Below are 24,421 nucleotides of genomic sequence, written 5' to 3'. Positions count from 1 at the left end.
AACCTACCCATGCACCGTCGCGCGTTTCTGGCAACGGGTACCGCGGCTCTCGCCGCGACGACTTTAGCGCCGCGCGTGCTCCGCGCCGCACGCAGCGCGAACGAGCGGATTACGCTGGGCGTGATGGGCATCAACGGCCGTGGCAGGGCGCTGGCCACCGTCCTGGCTGGCCAGCCCGACGTCGATATTGCCTACCTTTGCGATGTGGATCAGGGCGCGATCGGCCCGACGCTCGAAGCCGTGGCCAAGACGCAGCAGCGCACACCGCAGACGGTAACCGACTTTCGCCGCATCCTCGATGATCGCGCCGTCGACGGCCTGGTGATTGCCACGCCCGACCATTGGCACGCCCTGGCAACGATTCATGCCTGCGCCGCCGGCAAGCACGTGCTGGTCGAGAAGCCGTGCTCGCACAATGTCATCGAGGGCGAGCGCATGCTCGCCGCGGCGCGGAAACACAGCCGGCTCGTACAGGTCGACACGCAGCGCCGCAGCAGCGCTTCGATGAAAGCGATGGTCGACTTTCTACAGTCGGGCGGTGTCGGCAAGCTGCATTTCGCGCGCAGCTGGATCACCTCGCGACGCGAGAACATCGGTCACGCCACGGACGAGGCTACGCCGGCCGGGGTCGATTACGATCTGTGGCTGGGACCCGCGCCCGCGCGGCCGTTCAATCGCAATCACTTTCACTATCGCTGGCATTGGTTCTGGCAATACGGTACCGGCGAGTTAGGCAATAACGGCGTACATGGCCTCGACCTGGCCCGCTGGGGTTTGGGCGTCGACATGCCGACGTCGGTCGTGTCGAGCGGCGCGAAGCAATTCTTCGACGACGACCAGGTCACGCCCGACACGCAGGTTGTGTGCTACGAATACCCAGGCCTGACCCTGATGTGGGAGCATCGCACCTGGAGCCCGTACGGCATGAACGGCTCGACCTTTGGCGTCGAGTTTCACGGCGCCGAGGGCGTCGTCACGACCGACGGCCGAACCTGGTCGATCCATCGCCCCAAGGAGCCGCCGAAGCCGGGCTTCGAGGGAAACACCAGCTACGAGCCGGAACACCAGCGCAACTGGCTCGACGCAATCCACGGCGACGCGCAGTTGACCGCCGATATCGACGTCGGCCGCACGAGCGCTGCTTTGTGCCACATCGGCAACATTTCGCAGCGGCTGGGACGCAAGCTGGCCTGGGACGCGGTGTCCGGCAAGTTCGCCGCGGCCGATGCGGAAGCCAACGCCCTGCTCGGACGCGAATACCGCGCGCCGTGGATTCTGCCGGCCGTGTGAAGCCGCGCCGGCTGTCGTTTTTCGCCGTGCCGGCCGGTATCCTGAGGGCCAATTCTTCAGCGGGGCGATTCGGCGGCACGCGCTTTTCGTTTTGAAATAAGGCGGAGATCCGTATGGGAAAATATGTGTTGGCGCTCGATCAGGGGACGACTTCCAGCCGGGCGATCGTCTTTGGGCACGACGGGCGCATCGTCGCCAGTTCGCAAGAGGAATTCGAGCAAATCCTGCCGCGCCCAGGGCACGTCGAACACGATCCCGAAGCGATCTGGTCGTCGCAACTCGATGTGGCGCGCGGTGCGCTGGCCGCGGCACAAGCCGAGCCACGCGACATTGCCGCAATGGGCATCACCAATCAGCGCGAAACAACGATCTTGTGGGAACGCGCCACGGGCCGGCCTGTGGCCAACGCGATCGTCTGGCAAAGCCGCATCTCGGCCGATATCTGCGACCGCCTGAAAGCGGATGGGCTGACCGATACCTTTCGGAAGAAAACGGGTCTGGTCATCGACGCGTACTTCTCTGGCTCAAAAATCAAGTATTTGCTCGACACGATCCCGGGCTTGCGCGCCCGGGCTGAAGCCGGCGAAATCCTGTTCGGCACCGTCGACACGTATCTGATCTGGCGATTGACCGGCGGCCGCGTGCATGCGACCGACGCGAGCAACGCCAGCCGAACCCTGATTTTCAACATTCACACGCTCGATTGGGATGATGAGCTGCTGCGCATCCTCGACATTCCGCGGCGGATGCTGCCGCAAGTGCTCGGCTCGTCGGAACATTACGGCGAAACGAGCCCGGAGATCTTCGGCGCGCCGATCGCCATAGCGGGTAACGCCGGAGACCAGCAAGCCGCCACGTTCGGCCAGGCCTGTTTCGAAGTCGGTGCCGCAAAGAATACCTACGGCACCGGCTGCTTCATGCTGTTGAACACGGGCAACAAGGCGGTCGCTTCAAAGAATAATTTGCTGACGACCATCGGCTGGAGCATCGGCGGCAAGGTGACCTATTGCCTCGAAGGATCGGTATTCATTGCTGGCGCCGTCGTGCAATGGCTGCGCGACGGGCTGGGCGTGATCGAAACGTCGAGCGACGTCGAGCCCTTGGCCGCGTCGGTGCCGGATGCCGGCGGCGTTTATTTCGTGCCGGCCTTCGTGGGCTTGGGGGCGCCGTACTGGGATCCCTACGCCCGCGGCGCGATCCTGGGTCTCACCCGCGGAACGACGGCGGCGCACATCGCGCGGGCGGCGGTCGAGTCGATGGCCTATCAATCGCGCGACCTGCTCGAAGCCATGCAAAAGGATGCCGGCGTCGCGTTGAAAGAGTTGAAGGTCGACGGCGGCGCGAGCGTCAACAACGCCCTCATGCAATTTCAGGCCGACGTTCTGGGCGCCAAAGTGCGCCGGCCCGTTGTCTCGGAAACCACGGCGCTGGGGGCGGCGTATCTGGCCGGCCTGGCCGTGGGCTTTTGGAAAGACGCGGCCGACGTGTCGCGCAATTGGGCGCTCGAGCGAGAATTCGAGCCGACCTTAACGCCCGACGAACGCAACCGAATCTACGCCGGCTGGCAAAAGGCAGTCACCCGCTCGCAGAATTGGCAGGAGCACTGAGCCGCGCTCGACGCTCCTTGGGCATGCTTATTCACCTGCGGAGAAAAAGCACGGCGCGTCCCCGAGACGGAACGGCGTATCTTAGTGCCGCGCTTGTACGGCTTCAGCGGCGTACCGCTTGGGGTTTTGCTGGAAAATCTGCAGCGTCTGTTCGCTGGTGAACAGGTACACGTGCTCGGCGTAAGAAACGCCGTACATGCGGCTGCCGGGAACGTGTTGCCCCTGGTCGAGAGCCAGCACGGGATCATCGCCCGACATCACGGGGCTGAACCGATCGGGATTGGCCTGAAACTTTTGCTGCTCTTCGGGGCCGGCGAATAAGTAAGTGCGGCCATGATGCTGCATGCCGAAGCGCAGATCACCCGCCACCCACACGTGCTTTTCCGACAATGAGACGGGACAAAAACCGTCGAGACCCAGCGGCGCATTGCCGGGGGGAAGTTGCGGCGCGACCGCCATCTGCGCGGCGGGCCGGACGTTGCCGCCGGGGGGCGGAGCGCTCGGCGCCGGCGGCGCGCCAGGTTGGCTGGTCAACTGCGGACCGGCGGCAAATTCTTGCGGCGCAGTTGCGGCCGGCGCGGCCGGCGGTTGCTGCGCGTTATTCACGTAAGGATTGTTCGTCGGATCCATCGGCGGCGACGCGGGCCGATTGAAGTAATCGGAATAGCGGCCGCCACTGGTCGGGTTGCCGGGAGGCGCGCCTGGTGCAACGCCGGCAACATGGGCAGCCGCGCCAGGCGGCATGGGTTGGCCGCCACGTGCGATCGCGGCGACGCGCGTCACGGCCGCCGAATATTCTGCGGCGGTCAAAGGGCTTTGCACGCGCTCGATCAATTGTCCTTGCGGCGTGATGATCACGTCCGTGGGAATCGACTGCACGCCGTACTGCCGTGCGGTGGCGGGAAACGAATCGTAGTTGAGCTTCACGCCGACGAATTGCGCTTTCAGGTCGTTGCCGAATCCCGGCTGGCTGAAGACGTCGCGTTCGAGCTGCTGGCACGGCTGGCACCAGGGAGCGCCAAAGTGCACGAGAACCAGTCGGTTGGTGCGGGCGGCGGCCTGCTTGGCAGCTTCCAGGTCCGATTCCCAAGTGAAGCCGCCCGGTGCCGCCAGGCACGGGGAACAGAAGGCCAAAGCCAACAACGCCGATCGCCAGCAGCGCACCGCAAGCATGGCCGAATTCCTCGCCAGGGATAACCGCCGCGCAAAACCCGAGTTGCGGCGTGCCAATAGTTATCGGCCATTCGCATCATTCAGATCGTAGAAAATAAAGTGATTGCGCCAGTCAGGCCGATTACCGGGAAGGATGGGGTATGCTCCCGTTTTCCGAGGCGGTCGAAGGGGCTCGGCCAGGATGCTATAACCCGCCCGCGGAGCCAGGATTCCCCGGAGATTTCGCCTCCAGATCGCTTGACATAACGGCACCCATGACTAAGATTGCCATAGTTCAAGAAGCTACCTGACCGCCAGCAATTGGCCAAAACCAGCGGCTGGCGAGTAAAGTAACAGGCGCTTCGAAGCTCGCGAGCCGGTTGAATCGCGAGCCGCCTCCCCGATACCTGAGGTTTTGATCTCGGGGAGGAGCGAATCGGGCCTTATGATCGAGGCCGCTCAGTTTCCCAGTCTGGAAGACGGGCGCTTCTTCAGTAGGCCATCCGTACACGAGTTCCAGGCGCTCGCTTTGCACGCGCCCAGCATTGGGCACACCCGTGGCACGATACCTGCATTGGGTATAAGCACTGGTAAAACGGCACGGTGGCAGAGTGACTTGCCGCGTTGGTTTACACGATTTTCGTCTCGTTCGGCACGCAACGCTTAGCACGCGTTTGTGAGCAGCAACGTGGGGGAAATTGACTTCTGGGTCAAGGGTCGATGCGGAATCGCAGGTCCTCGCGGACAGCGTTTTGAGTCCTCGCGGCCAGCGTTCCGGCGGTCCATTCTGTGAGTTTGGTGTTTGCCAAACATGCCGCTCGAATTGCGCGCGTTTCTGATCGATGTGATGATGCTCCGTGCGCCGTTCTAGCGTTCTATTCCTGGGTGAGACATGAGCAAAAAGAAGCGTGGCCGCGGTCGAGGACGACAGGGGGGCGGCGGAGGCGGAGGACACTTCCACAACAACGGCCATCGCGGTCGCGGCGGACACCGCCCTCGGCCCCCAGGGGGCGAACGCCCCTACTACCCAGCTCCCGAGCAGCCGGATAATGGCGAGCCGATCCCTCTCGAGCCGGCCGCCGGCGTGCTGGAATTGCACCCCAATGGCTACGGCTTCCTCCGCGATCCGAACAACAACTATCAACGCGAACGGACCGATCCTTTCGTTCCCGGGACCATGATCGACAAGTATCATCTCCGCGAGGGGGTGATGATCAACGGCATGGTCCAGCACAGCCGTAAGCAGGAAGGGCCGCGGCTGAAGGAAATCCTCGATATCGACGGGATGAAGCCCGAGGATTATCCGCTGGTCAAGAGCTTCGACGCGCTCACGCCGATCAATCCCGAATCATGGCTGCGGCTGGAAACCGGCGCGCAACCGCTCAGCCCGCGCGTCATGGATCTGCTCACTCCGCTGGGCAAGGGGCAACGGGCCTTGATCGTGGCCCCGCCGCGCACCGGCAAAACGATCCTCTTGCAGCAGATCAGCCAGGCGATCTCGGCCAATTATCCCAGCGTCAAGCTCTTTGTTTTGCTGGTCGACGAGCGTCCGGAAGAAGTCACCGATATGCGGCGCAGCGTGCAGGGCGAAGTCATCGCCAGCAGTCTCGATCGGGACGTGGAAAGCCACGTGCGGCTGTCGCAACTGGTCGTCGAGCGCTGCAAGCGACTGGTGGAAATGGGGCAGGACGTGTTCCTGCTCATGGACTCGATCACGCGCATGGCCCGCGCCTTCAATAAGTGGGTGGGTAATACCGGCCGCACCATGTCGGGCGGCGTCGATATCAAGGCGCTCGACATTCCCAAGAAGCTGTTCGCCACGGCCCGCGTCTTCGAAGAAGGGGGCTCGCTCACGATCGTGGCCACGGCGCTGGTCGACACCGGCAGCCGCATGGACGAGCTGATCTTCCAGGAGTTCAAGGGGACCGGCAACATGGAGCTGGTGCTCGATCGCAAGCTGGCCGACCGCCGCGTGTGGCCCGCGATCGATATCTCGCAGTCCGGCACGCGGCGCGAGGAAAAGCTGCTCGAGCCTGACACGCTGCACGCCGTGACCATGTTGCGGCGCACGTTGTCGACGATGCACCATGTCGATGCCATGGAGCAGCTCACGAAGCAATTGGGCAAGTTCAAATCGAACAAGGATTTCATTGCCCTTATCGCCGGCTCGCGCGTGGCCGATTAAGGCGTTTCGCGGCTAACGCCGCGTTCGCGCCGGGAAGCCGTCGGTCGGTCGTTGGGGCGCCGCTAATCCTCCGTTTTGCCTGGATTCGCGCGCACTGCCCTTGCCGCGGATTCGGTCCTTGTGCTAAAAGCTCCGCCTGCGCCCGTTCGGGCGTTCCCTTTGCGGTTCACTTCCCGGCTTCTCCAACATTCAGCAGGATACGGGAATGGGCGTCTCCCCTTCCGATCGCGATCACGCTGCGCCGTCGCCGCCGCGCTGTGCGGGGGGCAAACCGCGTGTGCGAAAGCTGCTGCCGAAAATGGCGCTACTTTGCGGAGCGTGCGTGCTGGTGCTGCTCATGCTGGAAGGGGCGACGCGCTTGTTCACGCACGTCGTGCCGCCGCTCTTGGTCAATGACCCCGTGGTGGGCATGACCTTCTGCCCGCACTTCAGCGGCTCGGTCTTTGTGCCCGAATCGAGTCGTGAAGTGTTCTTGCGATTCAACCGCGAAGGGATGCGCGGGCCCGATTGGCCCTACGATAAACGACCTGACGTGTGCCGCGTAGCGATCGTCGGCGACTCGATGATCGCTGCCATTGCGACCGAAGAGGAAAAGACGCTGGTTAATCGCCTGGGTGAGCGACTCAATGGGTCGGCGGCCGACCCCCGGTTCGAGATCCTTAATTTCGGCGTCTCGGGATCGAGCACCGGTCAGGAGCTGGTTCTGTACCGCGAGATCGTGCGCAAATACCATCCCGACGTCGTGGTGTGCGCCTTCTGCGTGAACAACGACTTCGGCGACAACTGCAGTCGCCTGACCAGCAACCGCGGCCGCATCTATTTCGAAGTGGGTGCCGACGACCAACTCGTACAGGTTCCGCTACTACCCGGCCGCGCGGCCTTGACCTCGTGGCTCAATCGCCACAGCCGCTTTTACGTCTGGCAGAAGGATATGACGCAGCGAGCCATCAACAACCTTCGTGGCCAGGCCATGCAGCTGGCCGCGCGCGCGGGGCATGAGACGACGACCGTCGACTCGGGCGGACTGGGCGTCTTTTGCTCCGAGCCCGACGACACGCTGCAATACGCTTGGCGCGTCACTGAGAAATTGCTCGCCGCCATGCACCAGGAAGTGGCCGCCGACGGAGTCGAGTTTCTCATCGCGGCCATACCGGCCGGGCTGCAGATCTACGACGATGCCTGGCAGCAGGTCGAGGCCACGGCCGAGTTGCCGATCGATCCGCGCTATCCCGACAAGAGGCTCACGGCCATCGCCCGTCGACTGGGTGTGCCTCTGGTCTTGATGACCGATGAATTTCGCGCAAGCGCCCCGCATCATTCGCAAGCGGCCGTCGAGGAGTGGCTGCACTACGACGCATTCGGCCACCTGAACGACCGCGGTAACGACGTAGCCGCCGAAGCCGTGTACCACGAGCTTCTGAAACGCTCGGCCGTGTACATCACGCGGCGGCCGACACGGGCCGAGCAATAGATTTTCCGTCGCGCCGCACTGGAAACCGCGCTTGCCGGCGCGGTTGCACATTGTGCCCGCCGCGGTGGCCTCGGCATTGCTAACAGCCCTCTGGCTGGGCGTCGTTTTGCTTGGATTCCGCGAAAAACGTGCTGCCATCTTTTGAGCCGCTGCCACGCGGTTTAGAATCTTGCTTGTGGCATGGGCCGGCAGCTTGGCGTTTCAGGCGGGGCAGGCGTGGCGATGGTCGTCGACTGCAAGGGGTGTGGATCGAGCTTCAACGCCTCCGAGCGCTATGCCGGATTGCGGGTGAAGTGCCCACACTGTAGCGCGCCGGTGCGCGTCCCCGCGGCGGCCCCACGCCAGGAAGTTCGCCCGCCGGAACCATCGGCAGCGCACCGGCAGGATCCCATCGCGCCAAAACAACCGGCCGCCCAAGAATGGCAATCGGTGCGTTGTCCGGGTTGCGGCCATCGCGCGGACTTCCGCCCCGAGGCGGCCGGCAAGCGCGTGCGTTGCAAGCGCTGCAGCCAGGTGTTTCGCATAAAGTCGGATTCGTCCGCGGCGGACCGATCGCGCAAGCGCGTCGCGCCGTCGCCGGCGGCGTCCACGTCTCGGCCTCGGGCCGCTGAGGAGCGCGGATCGGCGACTGCACGCGCAGCGGCGCGCGTCGAACCGACGATTTCCGCGCCGCAGCGTCCGCGAGACGATTTTCTTTCGGCGCTTGAGGACGGCGATGGCCAGGCGACCTTCGACTTGAGCTTACCCAGCGGGCCCTTGGCGCCGGCCGCGCGGCTGCCGGCGAACGGCCGCTTACGGTCGTCGCGCCGATCGGGATCCACGGAATTCGTCGACCAGGTGCTCGGGATTGTCGCCGTTGTATATGCGCTCGTGGCGGTGTGCGTGTTGGCTTACGCCTACTTGCAAGGCGGCCTCGGCCACGTTTTGAACGTGATGGTGCCGATTACGAACATTGCCTTCCTGGCCTGTTATTTTTTTTCGTTGGTGCGCATGGCTCGGAACGGCAGCCTGACGTTGGCGCTATTCTTTGCCGCTGCCTTTTCCTTGTACTTCGTGGGGATCGGGTTTGCGCTCGCCGGCAGGGGGGCGACCCAGCCGTCGCTGCTGCTGGTTCTCGGCGCGATTCTTATCTTAATATCCATCTTTAGTGCTCTCGCGGCGCTGGTCGTTTGCGCGCGCAACGCGGGCCGATGGAATCTCGAGCGAGTGGTACCGCTCTGGTCGCTGGCCTTCGTGCTCGGGTTCGGATCAGGCATCGGCCGCATCGTCTACACGTACGAGGCGAAAAGCGGTGGCGGGTTCGCAACGAAGAATCGTTCAGACGCCGTCGCCGGCCAAAGCCCGGGAATTCCTAACGCCCCCACCGCGGGCGAACAGGCCTTGGCCCCCCGGCCGCCCGCGCCGACGGCGCCGCCACAAGCGGCGGTACCCGGGGTGCCGACCGCAACCCCCGGCCCGGCCAGCGCTGCCCCTGGATTTGCCAAGGACGAAGAAACGCTCGGAATGCTGCAAAAACTGGTCGCCAGCGGCGAGAGCCTGCGGAATATGCTCCGCTCGATCGTTGACAAACCGTCGGCGCAACGAGTGCTGCCCGAGTTGACTGCTAAGGAACACGAGCACAACACGTTGGCGCTACAGACCATGGGCCATCAGGTCTCGGCCGCCAATGAGCAAAAGGCGCGCGAGTACGGAAACCGGCTGAAGATCATTAGCGCCGAGATCAAGCAAGAGGTCGCTCGTATTCGCCAACTGGCAGCTCACGAACGCGCCGTGGAGCGAGCGCAAAACCGCGCCGCGATCCAGGAACGGTTGCATCGCCGGCCCAGTACCGCCCCGGTCCAGCCACCGCGCACCCGGATTCCGAATCGATGATGATCTCCGGGCGCAGGTCCAACGGAGGTTCCAACGGAGGTTGCGTCGGCGCCACGCCTCCGCCACCGCCGAAGGTCGGCTCCTGCTGACTGTAGAGGCCGCCAGCCGGCGTGCGAGAACGGGTGCGCCAAGGTCGGCCATCGATCCGGCCGCAGGGCGGTGGTTCCAAGGCGCTTCATGAGCTAAAATTTCCAAGCTTTCGGAGGGTAAGCGAATGGCTAGCGGCCACACTGGAAATGTGGTGCCGGGCAACCGGTTGCGGGTTCGAATCCCGTGCCCTCCGCTTGTCTTCACTGATGCCGTCGCAAGTACCAGGAAGAATCGTGCCTGCGGCGGCGCTTCGTGATTGACACAGTGCACTCTTCATAGCGAGGCGGCTCATTGACGTTTGGGCCGCCGATCATGCGTCGACTCGCCGCGACATCGGCTCACGGTTTTGCGATGCCGCTTACAACTTTGCCAGCTCGGCCACGTTTACGAGCGCCGCATCGAGCGATGCGTCCATCGGGCAAAGAGTCGAGCGCGTATCGGTCGCCCGATCGGCGCGCCGCTGTGCTGCCCGCACGTTGATCGCGTACAGCATGCCGGTCGCACTCGGCTGATCGCCGAAAGTGAACACCGAAAAGCCATGCTTCTCCAGCGTTTCCCGCAGGGGATGCGGACCGTGATTGTGCCATTCGAGCATGATCGCCTGGAAACGGCCCAGCAGGCCGGCGGCGTCCAGGTTCTTGAAGATGCCGTACTCCGAGCCCTCGCAGTCGATCTTCAAGACGATCTGGGCCTCGGGATAGTCGGCGAAAATCGGCCGTAGCACGGTTGCCGCCTCGCACAACTCGATCCGTTCCATGTGCAGGTCCTGACGCGCGGGCGTGAAGCTGCGCGGCAGCCCATTGATACCCACGCTGCCTTTGCGTTCTTCGATGTACGGCAGTTCTTCGACGCCGTCGCGATCGGCCAGGCCGAAATTCTTGGTCGTGATCTTCGCCGCATACGCCGGATTCCAGCGCAGGTTGGCGCACGCTAGTTCATAAGTGCGGCGAAACGGCTCGAAGCTGAAAACCCGGCAAACGTTCGGATCGGAGGCAAAGAACAAGCTGGCGACACCGATATTCATACCGATGTCGATGACGACCGTCTCGCCCGTCGTGCTGAAGTTGTAGCACTGGTGATCGAAGATCTCGGTGAGGATGAACAGATCTTCTTCGCTTTTGATCGAAAAGGTCAGGCCGCGCACCGTGACCAGTTCGGCCCCCGGCCGGCCCGGATCGCACGTGAACTCGGCTCCCAAGCCGGCCAGCGTGTCCCGGTGGCATTGCGAGCGTCGAATGGCGCGAGCTTTGGTCAAAAGGCGATTCAGCAACTGGCTCATCGGCAAAGTCTCTTGTTCGGGAGCGGTGTGTGATTCGATAGCGCGGCCGCTCGACTCGGTCAGAATCGTTACCCGCTTGCGCGACCAGAAGAATATTAGGTTGCGGCAGGAGGGGGCGGCGGCGAGAAAGGAACTCGCGCCGCGTCGCTGTTTCGAGACTCCGGCGCATCGTGTCGCCTATGGTGAACCAGGGCCGCTACAGCCCGCACGTTCCGCGATACCGGCCTAATCCGTCGTCGGGAATTCAGCTTCGCACGAGTTCGAAAGTCCCGCGGCACGCTGCACTCCGTCCGCCAACGCATGACCTGGCGAACACGAGCCGCTACAATGCGCGCCGCCCATGTCTCCGAACGCCTGTCACCCATGTGTCCGGACTATTCAAGCCCCTGAGGGGAGCGGAAGGCGACCGTAGCCCAACCAGGAGATGCAGGAAGATCGATTCACTCTATGATCTCCGTGTGCGCGGTAGCAATGGCCTGGAGGAACCGCCATGTTCATCGATGAACCGCGCCCTGGTCGCGCGGGTGAGCTTTCCCGTCGAGAGCTACTGCGTCGCAGTGCCGTAAGCGCCTGCGGAATCGCGATCTCGCCTGCGATTCTTGTCTACTCCGGGTGTGCGCCAGCTCCGGCGGGCAAGAAAGAGAGCGCGACGCCAGGCCCTGAGAGTGACGTCGATTACACGTTGCGCGCGGCGAAGAAGCAGGCTTCGCCTGACGGCCGCTCGCGCGAGATTCTTTGCTACAACGGCGAGCTGCCCGGCCCGGTAATTCGCGCGAAGCTCGGTCAGAAGCTGCGCGTGCGCGTGAAGAATGAACTCGACGTGCCGACCAGCGTGCATTGGCACGGCCAGCATCAGCCCGGCACCTGGCAAATGGACGGCGTCGACGGTGTTTCGCGGCCGCCGATCGCGCCCGGCGAGGAGTTCGTCTACGAGTTCGTGGCGACCCCCGCCGGCACGCACTGGTACCACTCGCACACGGGCGTGCAATACGGCGACGGGCTGTTCGGGCCACTGATCGTCGAGGATGACAAGCCCATCGCGCCTTACGATCGCGAAGAAATCTTGCTGATCAATGACTGGTTCCTGCAATCCTCCGAAGCGATCCTGGCCGGCCTGACGAAATCTTCCGCGGGCGGCATGGCCGCAATGAAGATGAAAGATTCAGGCGGCGCTGCGGGCGCCGACAAGATGCCCGGCATGAAAATGCCTGCCGCCGACAGTACCAAGGCCGATACCACTAAGAAGATGCCCGGCAAGATGGCAGACGACGCCGCCAAGACGCCAGAAAAATCTGGCGCGATGGCCGGCATGAAAATGCCGGGCATGAAGATGGGGGATGGCAAGCCGGACCTGGGCGACGTACCGTTTGAATCGGCCCTCTTCAACGGACGGGGACGATTCGGCAGCGATAGCGCGGCGCCGCTGGCGTCGATCGACGTCAAGCCGGGCGAGACGTTGCGGCTGCGCCTGATCAACGGTTCGAGCACTTATGCATTGCGATTCCAGGTCGACGGCCACCAACTGACCGTCGTGGCCAGCGACGGCGCGCCCTTGGAACCGATCGAAGTCGACAACCTCGTGATTAACGTCGGCGAGCGTTACGACGTGCTGCTCCGCGCCGACAAATCGGGCACATCCTGGATCCGCGCCGCGACTCTGGCCGGCGACGAGGCCCGGGCCCTCTTGCGTTATCCCGACGCACCGGCAGGCGAGCCGGCCGCGACGCCGGTTGTCTGGGGCGAGCGCGCGCTCCGGCCGGAAGAGATGCGCGCCCGCGATCCGGTACCGACCGTGAAAAAACCGCGCGAGATCCGGCTGCGCCTGGGCGGCTCGATGCAGCCCTTCGTCTGGAGCATCAACGATCAGGTCTATCCACAGGCCGACACGATCTCACTCAAGACGGATGAAGTCGTGCGCTTCGTCATGGAGAACCCGACAGGCATGGATCATCCGTTCCACCTGCACGGGCATTACTTTTCGGTATTGGGCGATCCCGATCGCCCGAACCTCACCAGTGCGCCGCAGAAAGACACGATCAACATTCCGGCGGGCAAGACCGTACTGTTGGAATGGCGCGCGAAGAATCCCGGCCGCTGGTTCTTTCATTGCCACATCGAATGGCACGTCGCAACCGGCATGGCCCGCGTGATCGAGATTACGTGACGCGACGGCGCGGGTTGCTGGTGTTCTGTCACAGTGAAGATTCGCGGTGCCATGCTCACGCTTGCGTGAGCATGCAGGTCGTAAAGTCGCTTAGTCCCTTGCGAAATCAGCATGGCCACGGCGAACATGGCCATGGCACCCGAACCTTGCATCAAATGTGCGACAGGCGGCTAGCCGTACAGCCGGTGCGCCTCGTCGTAGCTCAACTGCCGGGCGCGCACCAGGCCGCCGGCGAGTTTTTCGCCTTCGGGATCGAGGTACAGCCGGCCCGTCGGCTCGCGATTGTCGGGATTCACCGACAGTACGTGCAAGTTGAAGATGAACGCTGGCTCGGTGATTGCCTTGAACCAGTGGACGTTGTCCTTGAAGTCCGACACCGTCGAACATTCGCCCGGCGTGAACGTGCGATCGACCGTGGGCCGGATGATGTAATGCTCCGGCTCGTCCTTCAGCCGATCGTAGTGCCGTCCGCGCAGGTCGCCTTTCAGAATCAAGAACGCCGTGGCCATGTTGTTATGGCCGTGCGGCACGACCGAGCGATCTTTCTTGAGCGCGAAGATTTGCTTTCCGTAGACGAGATTCTTCGGCACCCCTTCGACCTCAGGGAACTTGAAGCGCAAGCTCAAGGCGCCGTTGTCGACGAATTTGACGCCGCTCGACAACTGATCAAAATCAATGAGCGCCAGGATGTCGGCCAGCGGCACCTGTCGGAACAGCTCTTCGACTTTCTGCTGCCAGACAAGTTGTTCGAGCTTTTGCCCCTTCAAGTCCTCGCCCAATTGCTCGATGTCGCGCAACCACCCGGCCGCGGCCGGACGGACGTCGGCCCCGAGAACCTCGTGCTGGAAAACCGTTTCCAGGAGAGACATCGTCAGCAGCGTAGCCAGCGAATCCTGAGCAAACCGGCGGCGAGAGATCTGCGACATCGTTGACTCTCCAGCGCGAAGGGAAAGGGCGTCACCGCAGACGGTATGGTAAATGATCAACGTCAAGCCAGCAAACAGACAGGGAATGTTAGACACCCTGTCGGCGGCTGTGAGTGCCACTAGTGCCACTGGTGGCTTGTCCACCAGTGTTGCATCTCAAATCGCAGCGCACGTGCGTTCCTACTGACCTCGTCCAACCGCCTCGACTAGCCGGTCACCCATTTGCTCGGTCGACAGCTTACCGCCCAGATCGGCGGTCTTATGTCCGGCTGCCAATGTCCGTTCGACGGCAGTGCGAATCTGACTCGCGGCGTCGGCCGCGCCCAGCCACTCGAGCATCATGCCGGCGCTCAACACGGCGGCAATCGGGTTGGCAATGCCACGGCCGGCAATATCGGGGGCCGAGCCATGCACCGGTTCGAACATGCTGGGAAAGCGCCGCTCGGGATTCGTATTCGTGCTCGGCGCCAGGCCCAGTCCGCCGGCGATCGTGCCGGCCAGGTCGGTGAGGATGTCGCCGAAGAGATTCGACGCTACCACGACGTCAAATGTCTCGGGCCGGCGCACCAGGTTCATCGCAGCGGCATCGGCGTGCTGCTTGTCGATCGCAACGTCGGCATATTGCGGTGAAATTTCATCCAGCACGTCGTCCCACAAGACATAGGCGTAACGCTGCGCATTGCTCTTGGTGATCATGGTCAAATGCCGGCGCCGCGACCGCGCGAGCTCAAAACCGAATCGCAAGATACGTTCCACTCCGCGCCGCGTGTGGATCGCGGTCTGCACCGCGTATTCGTCGGGCGTGCCGCGGCGGATGCGGCCGCCGTTGTCGACGTATTCCCCTTCCGAGTTCTCGCGCACGACGACCAGGTCGACGTCGGCCGGCCCTTTGCCAGCCAACAGGCTATTAAGCCCGGCAAACAGTTTCGCGGGCCGGACGCACGCATATTGATCGAATCGCTGCCGCAAGGTGACCAGTGGGGCAAGCGTCACATGGTCGGGCAATTCTGCGGGCCAGCCAACCGCGCCTAGCAGAATGGCATCGAAGGGACGCAGAACGTCGAGAAAATCCTCCGGAACGACGCGGCCCGTCTCGCGGTAGAAGTTTACGCCCCACGGAAACTCGACCAATTCGAGCGACCACTCCTGCTGCCGCTCTTCGACGGCCTGCAGAACGCGCACCGCCTGCGCGATCACTTCCGGTCCAATTCCGTCGCCAGGATAAACGGCCACTTGCCAACGCTTCACGATGATCCTTTCTGAGCGACGATCGGCGGTCGCTTGTCGGTCCAGGGGTGGGCCGCTTCATAGGCGCTTGCCAGGCGCAGCACCGTCCATTCGTCGTGTTGCCGGCCGATGATTTGCAAGCCGACTGGCAGGTTCTGTCCGTCAAAGCCCACCGGCAGGCTCGCCGCCGGCTGCCACGTCATGTTGGCCGGCACGACGTGTCCCAGCCAGGAGAGCGCGCGCACCGTCTGCTCTTCGATGACTCTCGGCCCGAGCGTGCCGTTGAGCGTCGCCGTGATCGGCGCGGTGGGCGTCAACACGGCATCGAACTGGTCGAACACCGGCGAAAACCTCTCCCAGTATTCTTCGCGCGCCCAGTTGGCTTTCACAAGGTCGTAATAGGTCAGCTTGTCGGCGTTGGGCAGCATCTTCCGCGTCGGCGGAAAAATGGTTTGCTCCCATTCGGCGCGGCGGGCTTGCATGCCGACCGCCGCTTCGCACAGCACGATCGTTTGTTGCGCCGGGCCCAGGTCCGGTAGATCGAGTTCCAGCGGCGTCACGTGGCAGCCGAGCGCCTCGAAATGCTCAGCCGCCTGTTGGCAGACTGCCATCACCTGATGCTCGACGGGCAAGTTTCCCAGCCGTGGGCACCACGCCAGGCGCAGCCCGCGCGCGTCGCCCGTGCAAGCCTCTAAAAAGCTGCGGCCCGTCGTGGGCAGGCTCCAGCGATCCAGCCGATGCGCGCCGGCCAATACGTCGAGTGCCAGCGCCGTGTCGCGCACCGTGCGGCTCAGCACCCCTTGATGCGACAACGATTCCCAGCCGCGCGGAAACGGCACATGCGGCACGCGACCCATTTGCGGCTTGAGACCAAAGACGCCGCAAAAGCTGGCCGGAATCCGGATCGACCCGCCGCCGTCGCTGGCCGTGGCCAGGGGGCCCATGCCGCAAGCGACGGCCGCCGCCGCGCCGCCGCTCGATCCGCCCGTGTTGTATGTCAGATCCCACGGATTGTTCGACTCGCCGAACAAAGCATTGGCCGCAAGCGGAATCAGCCCGAATTCCGAGGTGTTCGTCTTGCCGATGATGATGGCGCCGGCGCGCTTCAAACGTTCGACGATCGGCTGGTCGTTGTGCGGCACGAAGTCTTCGAACAACTTCGAGCCGAGCGTGGTGCGAATGCCCGCCGTCAGGTGCAGGTCTTTGACCGTAATCGGCACGCCCAGGAGGGGCGGCAAGTCTTCGCCGCGCATCACGGCCGTTTCCGCCGCGCGTGCCGCATCGCGCGCCCGCTCGTCGCAACGGGTGACAATGGCGTTCAGTTGCCCGTTCAGACGATCGGCCTGGGCAAGCGCCGCGTCGACGGCCTCGACGGGCGAAAGGCGCCGGGCGCGGATTTCTGCCGCCAGTTGCTCGGCGGTCAAAAAACAAAGTTCGTCCGGCATAAGGGAACGCGTGGGGCACGACGCGACGTGCCTTGCCTTTCTGTGGCCGGCCTCTGCGCGGCCGGGATCTCTCGCGCTTTTCCAGACCAGGGGTCGCAGACCCCGGCTACGGAAATACTTTTGCAGCAGAAGCGGGCGTTTTGCCTCCGGCCTGGTGGACTCTTATCATGGAGACGCGCGCCAGGAGTGTCAAACGGCCCGAACGTTACCTTGACGGCTCGGCAAGTTATTCAGACGCGCCGCACGAATTACGAGAAGAGGCTTTCCATGATCCCTGCTGCACGCGCCTGGGCCTGTTGTCTCGCTGTCGTCATGGGATTGGGCGTGAGCGCGGCGCGCGGCGATGATGACGACCCACAGTCGCCCGCCGCGTCGAAGGCCGAGAACGCGTTACCCGAAAAAGACTCCCTCAACGTCGAGGAAGTCTATCAGCGGGCGCGGCCCTCGCTGGCCGTGATCTCGGTCCGCGGCGGCGATGGTCGGCCGCGAGGGCTCGGAAGCGGCTTCGTCATCTCGGCCGACGGGCTGATCGCCACCAACATGCACGTGATCGGCGCGAACCGCCCGATCGAAGTGCAGCTCGCCAGCGGTAAGCGCTACGATGTGACGGCGATACACGCCTTCGATCGTCACCTCGATCTGGCGATACTCCGTATCGACGCGCGCGGGCTGCAACCATTGCCGCTGGGTGATTCCGAGCAGTTGCGCGCAGGGCAAGCCGTTGTCGCGCTCGGCAATCCCCAAGGGCTGCGGCACAGCGTCGTTTCGGGGGTCGTCTCGGGAATGCGCGAAATCGACGGCCGCTCGATGATCCAACTCGCCATCCCCATCGAGCCGGGAAACAGCGGCGGACCATTGCTTGACATGCAGGGACGCGTCGAGGGCATCTTGACGCTGAAATCGACGGTGACGTCGAACCTTGGCTTTGCCGTGGCCATCAATGATCTGAAGCCGCTCGTCGCCAAACCTAATCCGGTGCCCATCGCGCAATGGTTGAAGCAAGGCGCGCTCGATCCCGATCAGTGGCAGGTCGTGATGGGGGCCAATTGGCGAACACGCGGCGGGCGCATCCTGGTCGACGGCGAGGGGGACGGTTTTGGCGGGCGAGCACTCTGCCTGTGGCGCGAATCGCCTCCGCAGCTGCCCTATGAAGTGAGCGTGAATGTCCGTTTGGACGACGAGGCGGGCGCCGCGGGACTGGTCTTCGCGGCCGACGGCCAAGACAAGCATTACGGCTTTTATCCCAGCGGCGGCGGATTGCGACTGACGCGCTTCGACGGGCCCGACCTGGTGAATTGGACCATCCTCTCGCAGCAAACGTCCGCCCACTACCGGCCTGGCGAGTTCAACAAACTGCACGTCCGCGTCGAGGCGGCGCGAATCGTCTGCTCGGTGAACGATCAGGTCGTCGTTACCTGGCCCTTGCCGCAGCCGCTCGCTGGCCAGGTGGGGTTGGCCAAATTCCGCGACACGCACGCCGAGTTCAAGAATTTTCAGCTTGCCAAAGAGCTTGCTCGGCCGGCCACAAGCACGGACATTGCCGCCCGTGTCGACAAGTTGCTGACCGAGCTACCGGTCGGCGCCGTACCTAACCTGGCTTTCACTGAGCAGCTCACTGCGGGCGACGACCTGTTGCCGGCCGCGCTTGTGGAACGGGCCGAGCGTCTGACGCGGCAGGCCCGGCAGTTGCGCGTGCTCAGCGGCAAGCTGCGCGAAGCCAAGGTGATCGGCGAACTCGAAAAACTTTTGGCCCAGCCCGATGACCGCGCCGATCTACTAACGGCCTGTCTGTGTGTCGCGCAATTGGATAACGAGGACGTGGACGCGGAGTTCTATCGGCGCCTGGTCGAGCGGATGGCTGCCGAGCTCAAGGCCACGCTCCCCGAGGGCGCTGAGGAAGCGGCGCGGCTGGCGGCGCTCGACAAGTTTTTTTTCGAAGAGAGCGGCTTTCACGGCAGCCGGACGTTTTACTATCAGCGCGCCAACAGCTACATCAACGACGTGCTCGACGACCGACAGGGTCTGCCGATCACGCTGTCGGTCATCTACATCGAGCTGGCGAAGCGGCTGGGGCTGAAGGTCGACGGCGTGGGATTGCCGGGCCATTTCGTCGTCCGCTTCACGCCGGAGAAAGGCGACAGCCGCCTGATCGACGTGTTTGACGGCGGCCAGGTGATCAGCGACGAGGAAGCCGCCGCGCGGGTTCTGGAAGCCACCAAGACGCCGCTCCTCGAAGAGCACAAGGCCGCTATAACCAAGCGGGCAATCGTCGCGAGGATTCTGCACAACCTGATCAATGTCGCGCAGCGGCAGGGCGACGAACAGGCCGTGCTGCGCTACCTGGACGCGCTCTTGGCCATCACTCCTGAATCGCACCGCGAGCGATTCATGCGGGCCGTGCTGCGTTGGCAAACGGGCGAGCACGCCGGGGCCAGGCAAGACGCCGACTATTTGCTCGAACACGAAGCGCCGGAGATCGATCTCGACCGGCTGCGCGATTTTCGCGCGATTCTCGAGCGCGGCGCCAAGTGAGCAGCCACCGACAAGGGCGCGCCTGCTCCGCGGCTTAAAGCAAAAAACTATGGCGACGACGTAGACCACGCCGCAAGGCCGCGGTCTACGTCATCGCCCCGTACATCGTTCGCCACGCAGGAGTCAGGCGTCGCGTGTGCGCAAGTCTTCACGGGAGACGGTAGTGCGCCGTGAACGCGAGGAGATCATTTCCGCGGTCACGAATCCGTTCCTGTCCGACCGAGAGCGCACGCCAGCCCTCTACCAGTTCCAGTGCTTGTTGCGGCGGCGATGCAGACCGTTGAAGCTGGACGACTTCGAGGTGCTCGTGCGACGCACCGTCGAGCGACGGGTCCGTTGCGGCGAGCGCTCCGGCTGACGACGGCCGTAGTCGAACTCGTTGTCGGCGCTGTAGTCCTGGTACAGGTTGCTGTACGACGGCATGCTGCGTTCCTTTCTTAGTTGCGGACGGTAGTTGAACCGTCCATCCCAGTTGCCGGGTTCGGGCATGGGTCTCGCCCGAACCGTCCAATCCACTCACACAAGTTGTGAACCCCGAGGTCACGCGCCTCGGGAAGTTCATTAAAACTTCATGTCATGCGCCGGGCGCTGCTGACGATTGACCGCGGCTAAGCGCTCGACGGTCTCGCGCGCGGCAACACACAAACCGACAAGTTCCGTTCCATCGATGGCGCCTGGCAGATACATCCACACGCCCAAATGTCTCGCCCACACTTCTTCGCGAGGGTCGTCCAGATTCCCGCACACCAGCAACAACATGCGGCTGGTACAGGCCAACTGCTCGACCAGAAAACGAAAGCTGGCTCGATCCGCAGAGGCCGAACCACTGATATCGACGATGGCCATTTGCAGCGACCGCTGCCGGGCATGCGTCACGGCCGACCCGACGTCGCCGCACGAGGTGACATCCCATCCGCCTTCGCGCGCCGCGAAGCCCAGGTTGTCGCGGCGCGCGTCGTCGGTCGCGACAATCAGGCATTGAGCGGAGTCCACGTCGCGCAATACGGCACGCGGCTGCGCCATCGCTGGCGCGATTGATAATTCCCTGGAAGGTTGCATCGTGTTGTCGTAGCTAGAACGTGTGGATGAGAGTTGGCGACACGAATTCCCTCGGCGCAGATCAATTGCGCCGTTGAGCCTCCCTGCCATGGCGTGCATGCACGCGCCAGCCCAAAGCGAACGCTGGGCAGCCCCGCGCGCGGCAAACACTTCCTGGGCCGTAGCGCGAGCAGCCCGCTTGATCGCTGGCGCCACGGCCGCTCGTAACACTTGGCAAGCGCCGTGCCACGAAATGGGGGCACGCAAAGACCGCCTTCGATCTCGTCCAGCAGGAAGGACTTAGCTCCGTTTTTGACCCCGAAATGGCCCCTCACCAACCTTCACCAACATGGTGAGAGGCCGTTACGAAACACGACTTAAGACCTTATATATCAATGCCTTAGAGAATCTCTCACCGAGCCAATGAATCTTCACAGGGCAAGGGAGACACCGCTTTGGTGAGAGCCGGGTCCGAGGGCCGATTTTCTCGGCCCACCAAACACTCCGCCCGTGGCATGCCGGGCCCGCTGCCGCCCGCCTCCGACGCGACGTGAACTCGCGAACCGTTGATCCAGATGAGAGGACGCTGGCCGTCCGGCCACGAGGCGCGGCACGTGCGCCCGCATCCGCAGCTACGAGACGCAAGCGATCGACGTCCAGCGGACAATCGTCAGCGCAGAATTCGGCGGGCCCGCATCCACGATGTGGCAGCGCAGTGCCTGCTGCGCAGAGACGCCACGCCCACCGCACGCTTCCCCCGCAACACATCGAACTCGCCCCGCAATCGACGAAGCATCGAAGTTACGTTGCGGCCATGCCGGACGTTGACTATTCTGCCGAAGGTGCCCCTTTACTTTCCCGAGTCGAAACAGGGCGTCGATGACAACACGAGACTGGGCATTCTTCGTGTGGGTAGCATTCATTGCGTCGGCTCCGGGGCTGATCTCCTGTCGCAAGCACAGTGAGAGTGCGGCGCGAACAGAAAGTGTTACGACCTCGGTCCGCCGTGCGCGCCCCAGTGTGGCGGCTCTGGGGCGGTTGGAGCCGCGCGGCGGAATCATCGAAGTCAGCGGCATGGCCGGCGAGCGTTTGGACAAGTTGCTCGTCGCCGAAGGGGACCAGGTCGCGGCCGGCCAGGAGCTCGCTTACCTGAGCAGCTACCCCCTGCGGCAAAGCGAACAACAATTGGCCGAGACCCAACTGGCCGAGGCCCGAGCGCGCGGCCAGGCCGAACGGGCTTATGCCGAAGCACTGGTGGCCGAGGCCGAAGCGGCCCTGGAAGAGCTGCAAGTGGCCGATCTGGATAAGTCGGCGCTGGCGGCCAAGATCGATGCCCTGGAATCGAATCTAACGATTGCCCAGCGCGATCAGGAACGCCTGGCGGGAGCCGGCGCCGCGGTCTCGCCACAAGAGCAAGAACATCAGGAGCTCCTCGTCAAGCAAGCCCGCGCCGAGCTGCACAGCGCGCGCACGCAAATGGCAAAGCTCGACGCGTCGCGGGCCGCCCACGAGCGCGAGGGAAAAGCCAAGCTGCAAACGGCTCGGGCGAACCTCGACCGGGTGAAAAGCTCGACGCAGCTCGAATCGCTCGAGAAAGGAGCGGCGGCCGCGGCGCAAAAGCTGGAAATGTCGATCGTTCGTGCGCCGCGCGACGGCCGTATCCTCGAAATCCTGGCCCGCGTGGGCGAAACCATCGGTCCGCGCCCCATTCTGCGCTTGGGCGACACCGCGCAAATGTATGCCACGGCCGAGATTTACGAAACGGACGTGTACCTCGTGCATCCCGGCCAGTCGGCGCTGGTCACGAGCGACGCCCTGTCGGCGCCGATCCAGGGCACGGTCGAAAGCGTCGGGAAGACGATTTCCAAGAACCAGGTCGTCAGCCTCGATCCCACCGCCGCGGCCGACGCCCGCGTCCTTCGCGCGCGCATTCGCCTGGATGAGAGCGGCGAGGCCGGTGACCTGGTCGATCTTCAAGTCGACGTGTTGATCGACACCGAATCGTCGGAGAGCGCCGCTCCGGCCGACGAACAAGCGAAAAACCAGTGACGCGCTCGTGCCCGGATCGAGGCGCAGCACAAGCCCAGGCGCCGAACGCATGAAAACGCAACTCGCCTGGCTGAACTTGCTGCACCAGAAAACCCGCTCGGTCGTGGCCGTGGCGGGCGTGGCGTTCGCCGTGGTGCTGGTGCTGTTGCAATTGGGCTTTCTGGCCTCGGTACGGCAGACCGCCACGCGCATCTACGACCACTTGGATTTCGATCTGCTGCTCGCTTCGCCTCAATATCTGCACCTGGCCAAGGCCGGCACGATCGAGCGCGTACGCCTGGCGCAAGCGGCTTCGCTGCCCGAAGTGGCCGGCACCGGCGCGCTCGACGTGGGCTTTCAACTGTGGCGCAACGTGGAAACCGGTCAGCGCCGCGGCATCATGCTCATGGCGATCGATCCGCACGACCACGTGTTTGCGTTGCCTGAGGTGCTCGATCAACAAGAGCGACTGGAGAAAGCGGACGCCGTGCTGCTGGACCGCTTGAGCCGCTCCGAATTCGGCCCACTCGACGAGGGCGTCTCGAGCGAAGTGGGCCGGCACCGGGTCGAAGTCGTGGGAGATTTCACGCTCGGAACGGGCTTTGGCGCCGATGGGGCGCTGTTGGCCAGCCGCTCGACGTTTCGCCGGTTGCTGCCGTTTCGCCGGCCGAGCGAAATCAGCCTGGGGCTCGTGCGGCTCAAGCCGGGCGAAGAGCCCGATGCCGTCGCGCAATCCCTGCGCGCGATGCTGCCCCGCGACGTGCAAGTTTTCACGCGCGACGAGCTAGGTGCCCACGAGCGTCGACACTGGATGACCAAGACTTCGGTCGGCGTGATCTTCGGCTTCGGCGTCTTCGTCGCGCTCTTGGTTGGTACGGCGATCGTTTACCAGGTCTTGTCGAGCGACATTTCCAGCCGCATCGCCGAGTACGCCACGTTGAAGGCGATCGGCTACCCACGACGTTACCTGTCGCGCCTCGTTCTCGAACAAGCCTTGATGTTAGCTTTGGCGGGCTTTGTTCCCGGCTTCCTCTTGGCCGAGTTGCTCTACCGGGTGACCGAACACATGACGCATATCCCCATTGAAATGACGCTCGGCCGCGCCGCCGGCGTGCTACTGCTGTCGATCATCATGTGCTCGATCTCGGGCATGGCGTCACTGGCCAAAGTCCACTCGGCCGACCCCGCCGATTTGTTCTGAGCAAACTGACTACCGACTACTGACTACTGACTACTGACTACTGACTACTGACTACTGACTACTGACTACTGACTACTGACTACTGACTACTGACTACTGACTACTGACTACTGACTACCGCCCACTAATGCCCAACCAACGCATACCACTGGCCTGGAAGAACCTCGTGCACGAGCCGCGGCGGCTGCTGGTGGCGGTGTGCGGCATCGGTTTCGCCGTGGTGCTGATGTTCATGCAGTTGGGATTCCGCAATGCGCTGTTCGACAGCACGGTGGCGCTGCACCGCATGCTGGACGCCGACCTGGTGATGATCAGCAGTGCCCGATACACGCTCTCTGTAAAAGAGACCTTCACGCGGCGGCGGCTGGCTCAGGCGCTCGGTTGCCCCGACGTCGTCACCGCCTGGCCGCTGTATATCGAAACGGGGCAATCGATCTGGAAAAACCCCGAGACTGGCCAGGGCCATCCGATCCGCGCGCTGGCGTTCGACCCGCGCGCGCCGGTGCTGCCCATCGAGGCCGAGGCCGCCGCGGCGTTGCAAGTCCCCGGCACGCTGTTGATGGACCGTCGCTCGAAAGAGGATTACGGCGAGCCGCGGGTGGGCGACAGAGTCGAGCTTTCCGACCATGCCACGCGCGTCGTCGGCCTGTTCGATCTGGGGACCGATTTCGCTAACGACGGCAACGTGATCGTCAGCACCGACGAGTACCGCCGCCTGTTTACCGTTCCCGGCGCGCGGCGCGACAAGCTCGCCGACGTCGACGTCGGCCTGCTTAAACTCAAGCCCGGCGTGCGCGAGCACGAAGCGCTCGCGACGCTGCAGGCCACGCTACCCGACGACGTGCGCGTGATGACTCGGCAGCAGTTCATCGACCAGGAACTAGGTTTCTGGCGCCGCAGCACTCCCATCGGGT

17 protein-coding genes and 1 tRNA gene are annotated in these 24,421 nt (G+C 63.6%); 11 read left to right on the top strand and 7 right to left on the bottom strand.

Annotation, left to right across the window (positions count from 1 at the left end):
• The first annotated feature begins 9 nt into the window (after nucleotides 1-9).
• Together VHD36_00645 and glpK are read left to right on the top strand one after the other, a co-directional pair.
• Entirely contained in the window at nucleotides 10-1,290 is a 1,281-nt protein-coding gene (locus VHD36_00645; protein HVU85796.1) for a Gfo/Idh/MocA family oxidoreductase, read from the top strand.
• Nucleotides 1,291-1,403: 113 nt separating this feature from the next.
• The gene (gene glpK / locus VHD36_00640) at nucleotides 1,404-2,897 is read left to right on the top strand and encodes a glycerol kinase GlpK (GenBank protein ID HVU85795.1); all 1,494 of its coding nucleotides are present in this window, start codon (nucleotides 1,404-1,406) and stop codon (nucleotides 2,895-2,897) included.
• Between the two features lie 81 nt (nucleotides 2,898-2,978).
• Here the strand turns inward: glpK and VHD36_00635 are convergent, their stop codons facing one another.
• Entirely contained in the window at nucleotides 2,979-4,070 is a 1,092-nt protein-coding gene (locus tag VHD36_00635) for a thioredoxin family protein (GenBank protein HVU85794.1), read from the bottom strand.
• 871 nt (nucleotides 4,071-4,941) lie between these two features.
• Between VHD36_00635 and rho the strand changes: the two genes are divergently transcribed.
• The 4 genes from rho (at nucleotide 4,942) to VHD36_00615 (ending at nucleotide 9,860) form a co-directional block, all read left to right on the top strand.
• Nucleotides 4,942-6,234, top strand: a complete 1,293-nt coding sequence (rho, locus tag VHD36_00630) for a transcription termination factor Rho (GenBank protein ID HVU85793.1) — start codon at nucleotides 4,942-4,944, stop codon at nucleotides 6,232-6,234.
• Nucleotides 6,235-6,439: 205 nt separating this feature from the next.
• Entirely contained in the window at nucleotides 6,440-7,705 is a 1,266-nt protein-coding gene (locus VHD36_00625; GenBank protein ID HVU85792.1) for an SGNH/GDSL hydrolase family protein, read from the top strand.
• A 180-nt stretch (nucleotides 7,706-7,885) separates the two neighbouring features.
• Nucleotides 7,886-9,577, top strand: a complete 1,692-nt coding sequence (locus VHD36_00620) for a hypothetical protein (protein ID HVU85791.1) — start codon at nucleotides 7,886-7,888, stop codon at nucleotides 9,575-9,577.
• A 201-nt stretch (nucleotides 9,578-9,778) separates the two neighbouring features.
• Nucleotides 9,779-9,860: transfer RNA gene (locus tag VHD36_00615), tRNA-Ser, on the top strand.
• A 165-nt stretch (nucleotides 9,861-10,025) separates the two neighbouring features.
• Here the strand turns inward: VHD36_00615 and VHD36_00610 are convergent.
• Nucleotides 10,026-10,946 carry an FkbM family methyltransferase gene (locus VHD36_00610; GenBank protein ID HVU85790.1) on the bottom strand — a complete coding sequence of 307 codons (921 nt, stop codon included), beginning with the start codon at nucleotides 10,944-10,946 and terminating at the stop codon, nucleotides 10,026-10,028.
• A 490-nt stretch (nucleotides 10,947-11,436) separates the two neighbouring features.
• Here VHD36_00610 and VHD36_00605 point away from each other — a divergent pair, with 490 nt between their 5' ends.
• On the top strand, nucleotides 11,437-13,110 hold the full coding sequence (locus VHD36_00605) for a multicopper oxidase family protein (protein HVU85789.1): 1,674 nt from the start codon (nucleotides 11,437-11,439) through the stop codon (nucleotides 13,108-13,110).
• Between the two features lie 170 nt (nucleotides 13,111-13,280).
• On the opposite strand, the gene VHD36_00600 is transcribed toward VHD36_00605, so the two are convergent.
• The 3 genes from VHD36_00600 to VHD36_00590 form a co-directional block, all read right to left on the bottom strand.
• A complete protein-coding gene (locus tag VHD36_00600) occupies nucleotides 13,281-14,036 on the bottom strand; it encodes a hypothetical protein (GenBank protein ID HVU85788.1) in 756 nt (251 codons plus the stop codon).
• Between the two features lie 180 nt (nucleotides 14,037-14,216).
• Entirely contained in the window at nucleotides 14,217-15,284 is a 1,068-nt protein-coding gene (locus tag VHD36_00595) for a tartrate dehydrogenase (protein HVU85787.1), read from the bottom strand.
• Nucleotides 15,281-16,708, bottom strand: a complete 1,428-nt coding sequence (locus VHD36_00590) for an amidase (protein HVU85786.1) — start codon at nucleotides 16,706-16,708, stop codon at nucleotides 15,281-15,283. Before VHD36_00590 ends, VHD36_00595 begins: the two co-directional genes overlap by 4 nt.
• A gap of 267 nt (nucleotides 16,709-16,975) precedes the next feature.
• Between VHD36_00590 and VHD36_00585 the strand changes: the two genes are divergently transcribed.
• On the top strand, nucleotides 16,976-19,240 hold the full coding sequence (locus VHD36_00585; GenBank protein HVU85785.1) for a transglutaminase family protein: 2,265 nt from the start codon (nucleotides 16,976-16,978) through the stop codon (nucleotides 19,238-19,240).
• Between the two features lie 240 nt (nucleotides 19,241-19,480).
• Here the strand turns inward: VHD36_00585 and VHD36_00580 are convergent, their stop codons facing one another.
• Complete coding sequence (locus tag VHD36_00580) at nucleotides 19,481-19,729, bottom strand: hypothetical protein (GenBank protein ID HVU85784.1); 249 nt, start codon at nucleotides 19,727-19,729, stop codon at nucleotides 19,481-19,483.
• A gap of 72 nt (nucleotides 19,730-19,801) precedes the next feature.
• On the bottom strand, nucleotides 19,802-20,263 hold the full coding sequence (locus tag VHD36_00575; GenBank protein HVU85783.1) for a hypothetical protein: 462 nt from the start codon (nucleotides 20,261-20,263) through the stop codon (nucleotides 19,802-19,804).
• Nucleotides 20,264-21,157: 894 nt separating this feature from the next.
• Between VHD36_00575 and VHD36_00570 the strand changes: the two genes are divergently transcribed.
• The 3 genes from VHD36_00570 to VHD36_00560 form a co-directional block, all read left to right on the top strand.
• Nucleotides 21,158-22,327, top strand: coding sequence for an efflux RND transporter periplasmic adaptor subunit (locus tag VHD36_00570; GenBank protein ID HVU85782.1), 1,170 nt, complete (start codon nucleotides 21,158-21,160; stop codon nucleotides 22,325-22,327).
• A 49-nt stretch (nucleotides 22,328-22,376) separates the two neighbouring features.
• Entirely contained in the window at nucleotides 22,377-23,507 is a 1,131-nt protein-coding gene (gene devC, locus VHD36_00565; protein HVU85781.1) for an ABC transporter permease DevC, read from the top strand.
• A gap of 166 nt (nucleotides 23,508-23,673) precedes the next feature.
• Nucleotides 23,674-24,421 (top strand): ABC transporter permease (locus VHD36_00560; GenBank protein ID HVU85780.1); only part of this gene is annotated, 748 nt, incomplete at its 3' end.

It is taken from the genome of Pirellulales bacterium, from assembly GCA_035546535.1.
Taxonomy (GTDB): Bacteria; Planctomycetota; Planctomycetia; order Pirellulales; family JACPPG01; genus JACPPG01.
The sequence above is the reverse complement of the archived record's forward strand: the minus strand, read 5'-3'. Positions and strand labels throughout refer to the sequence as shown.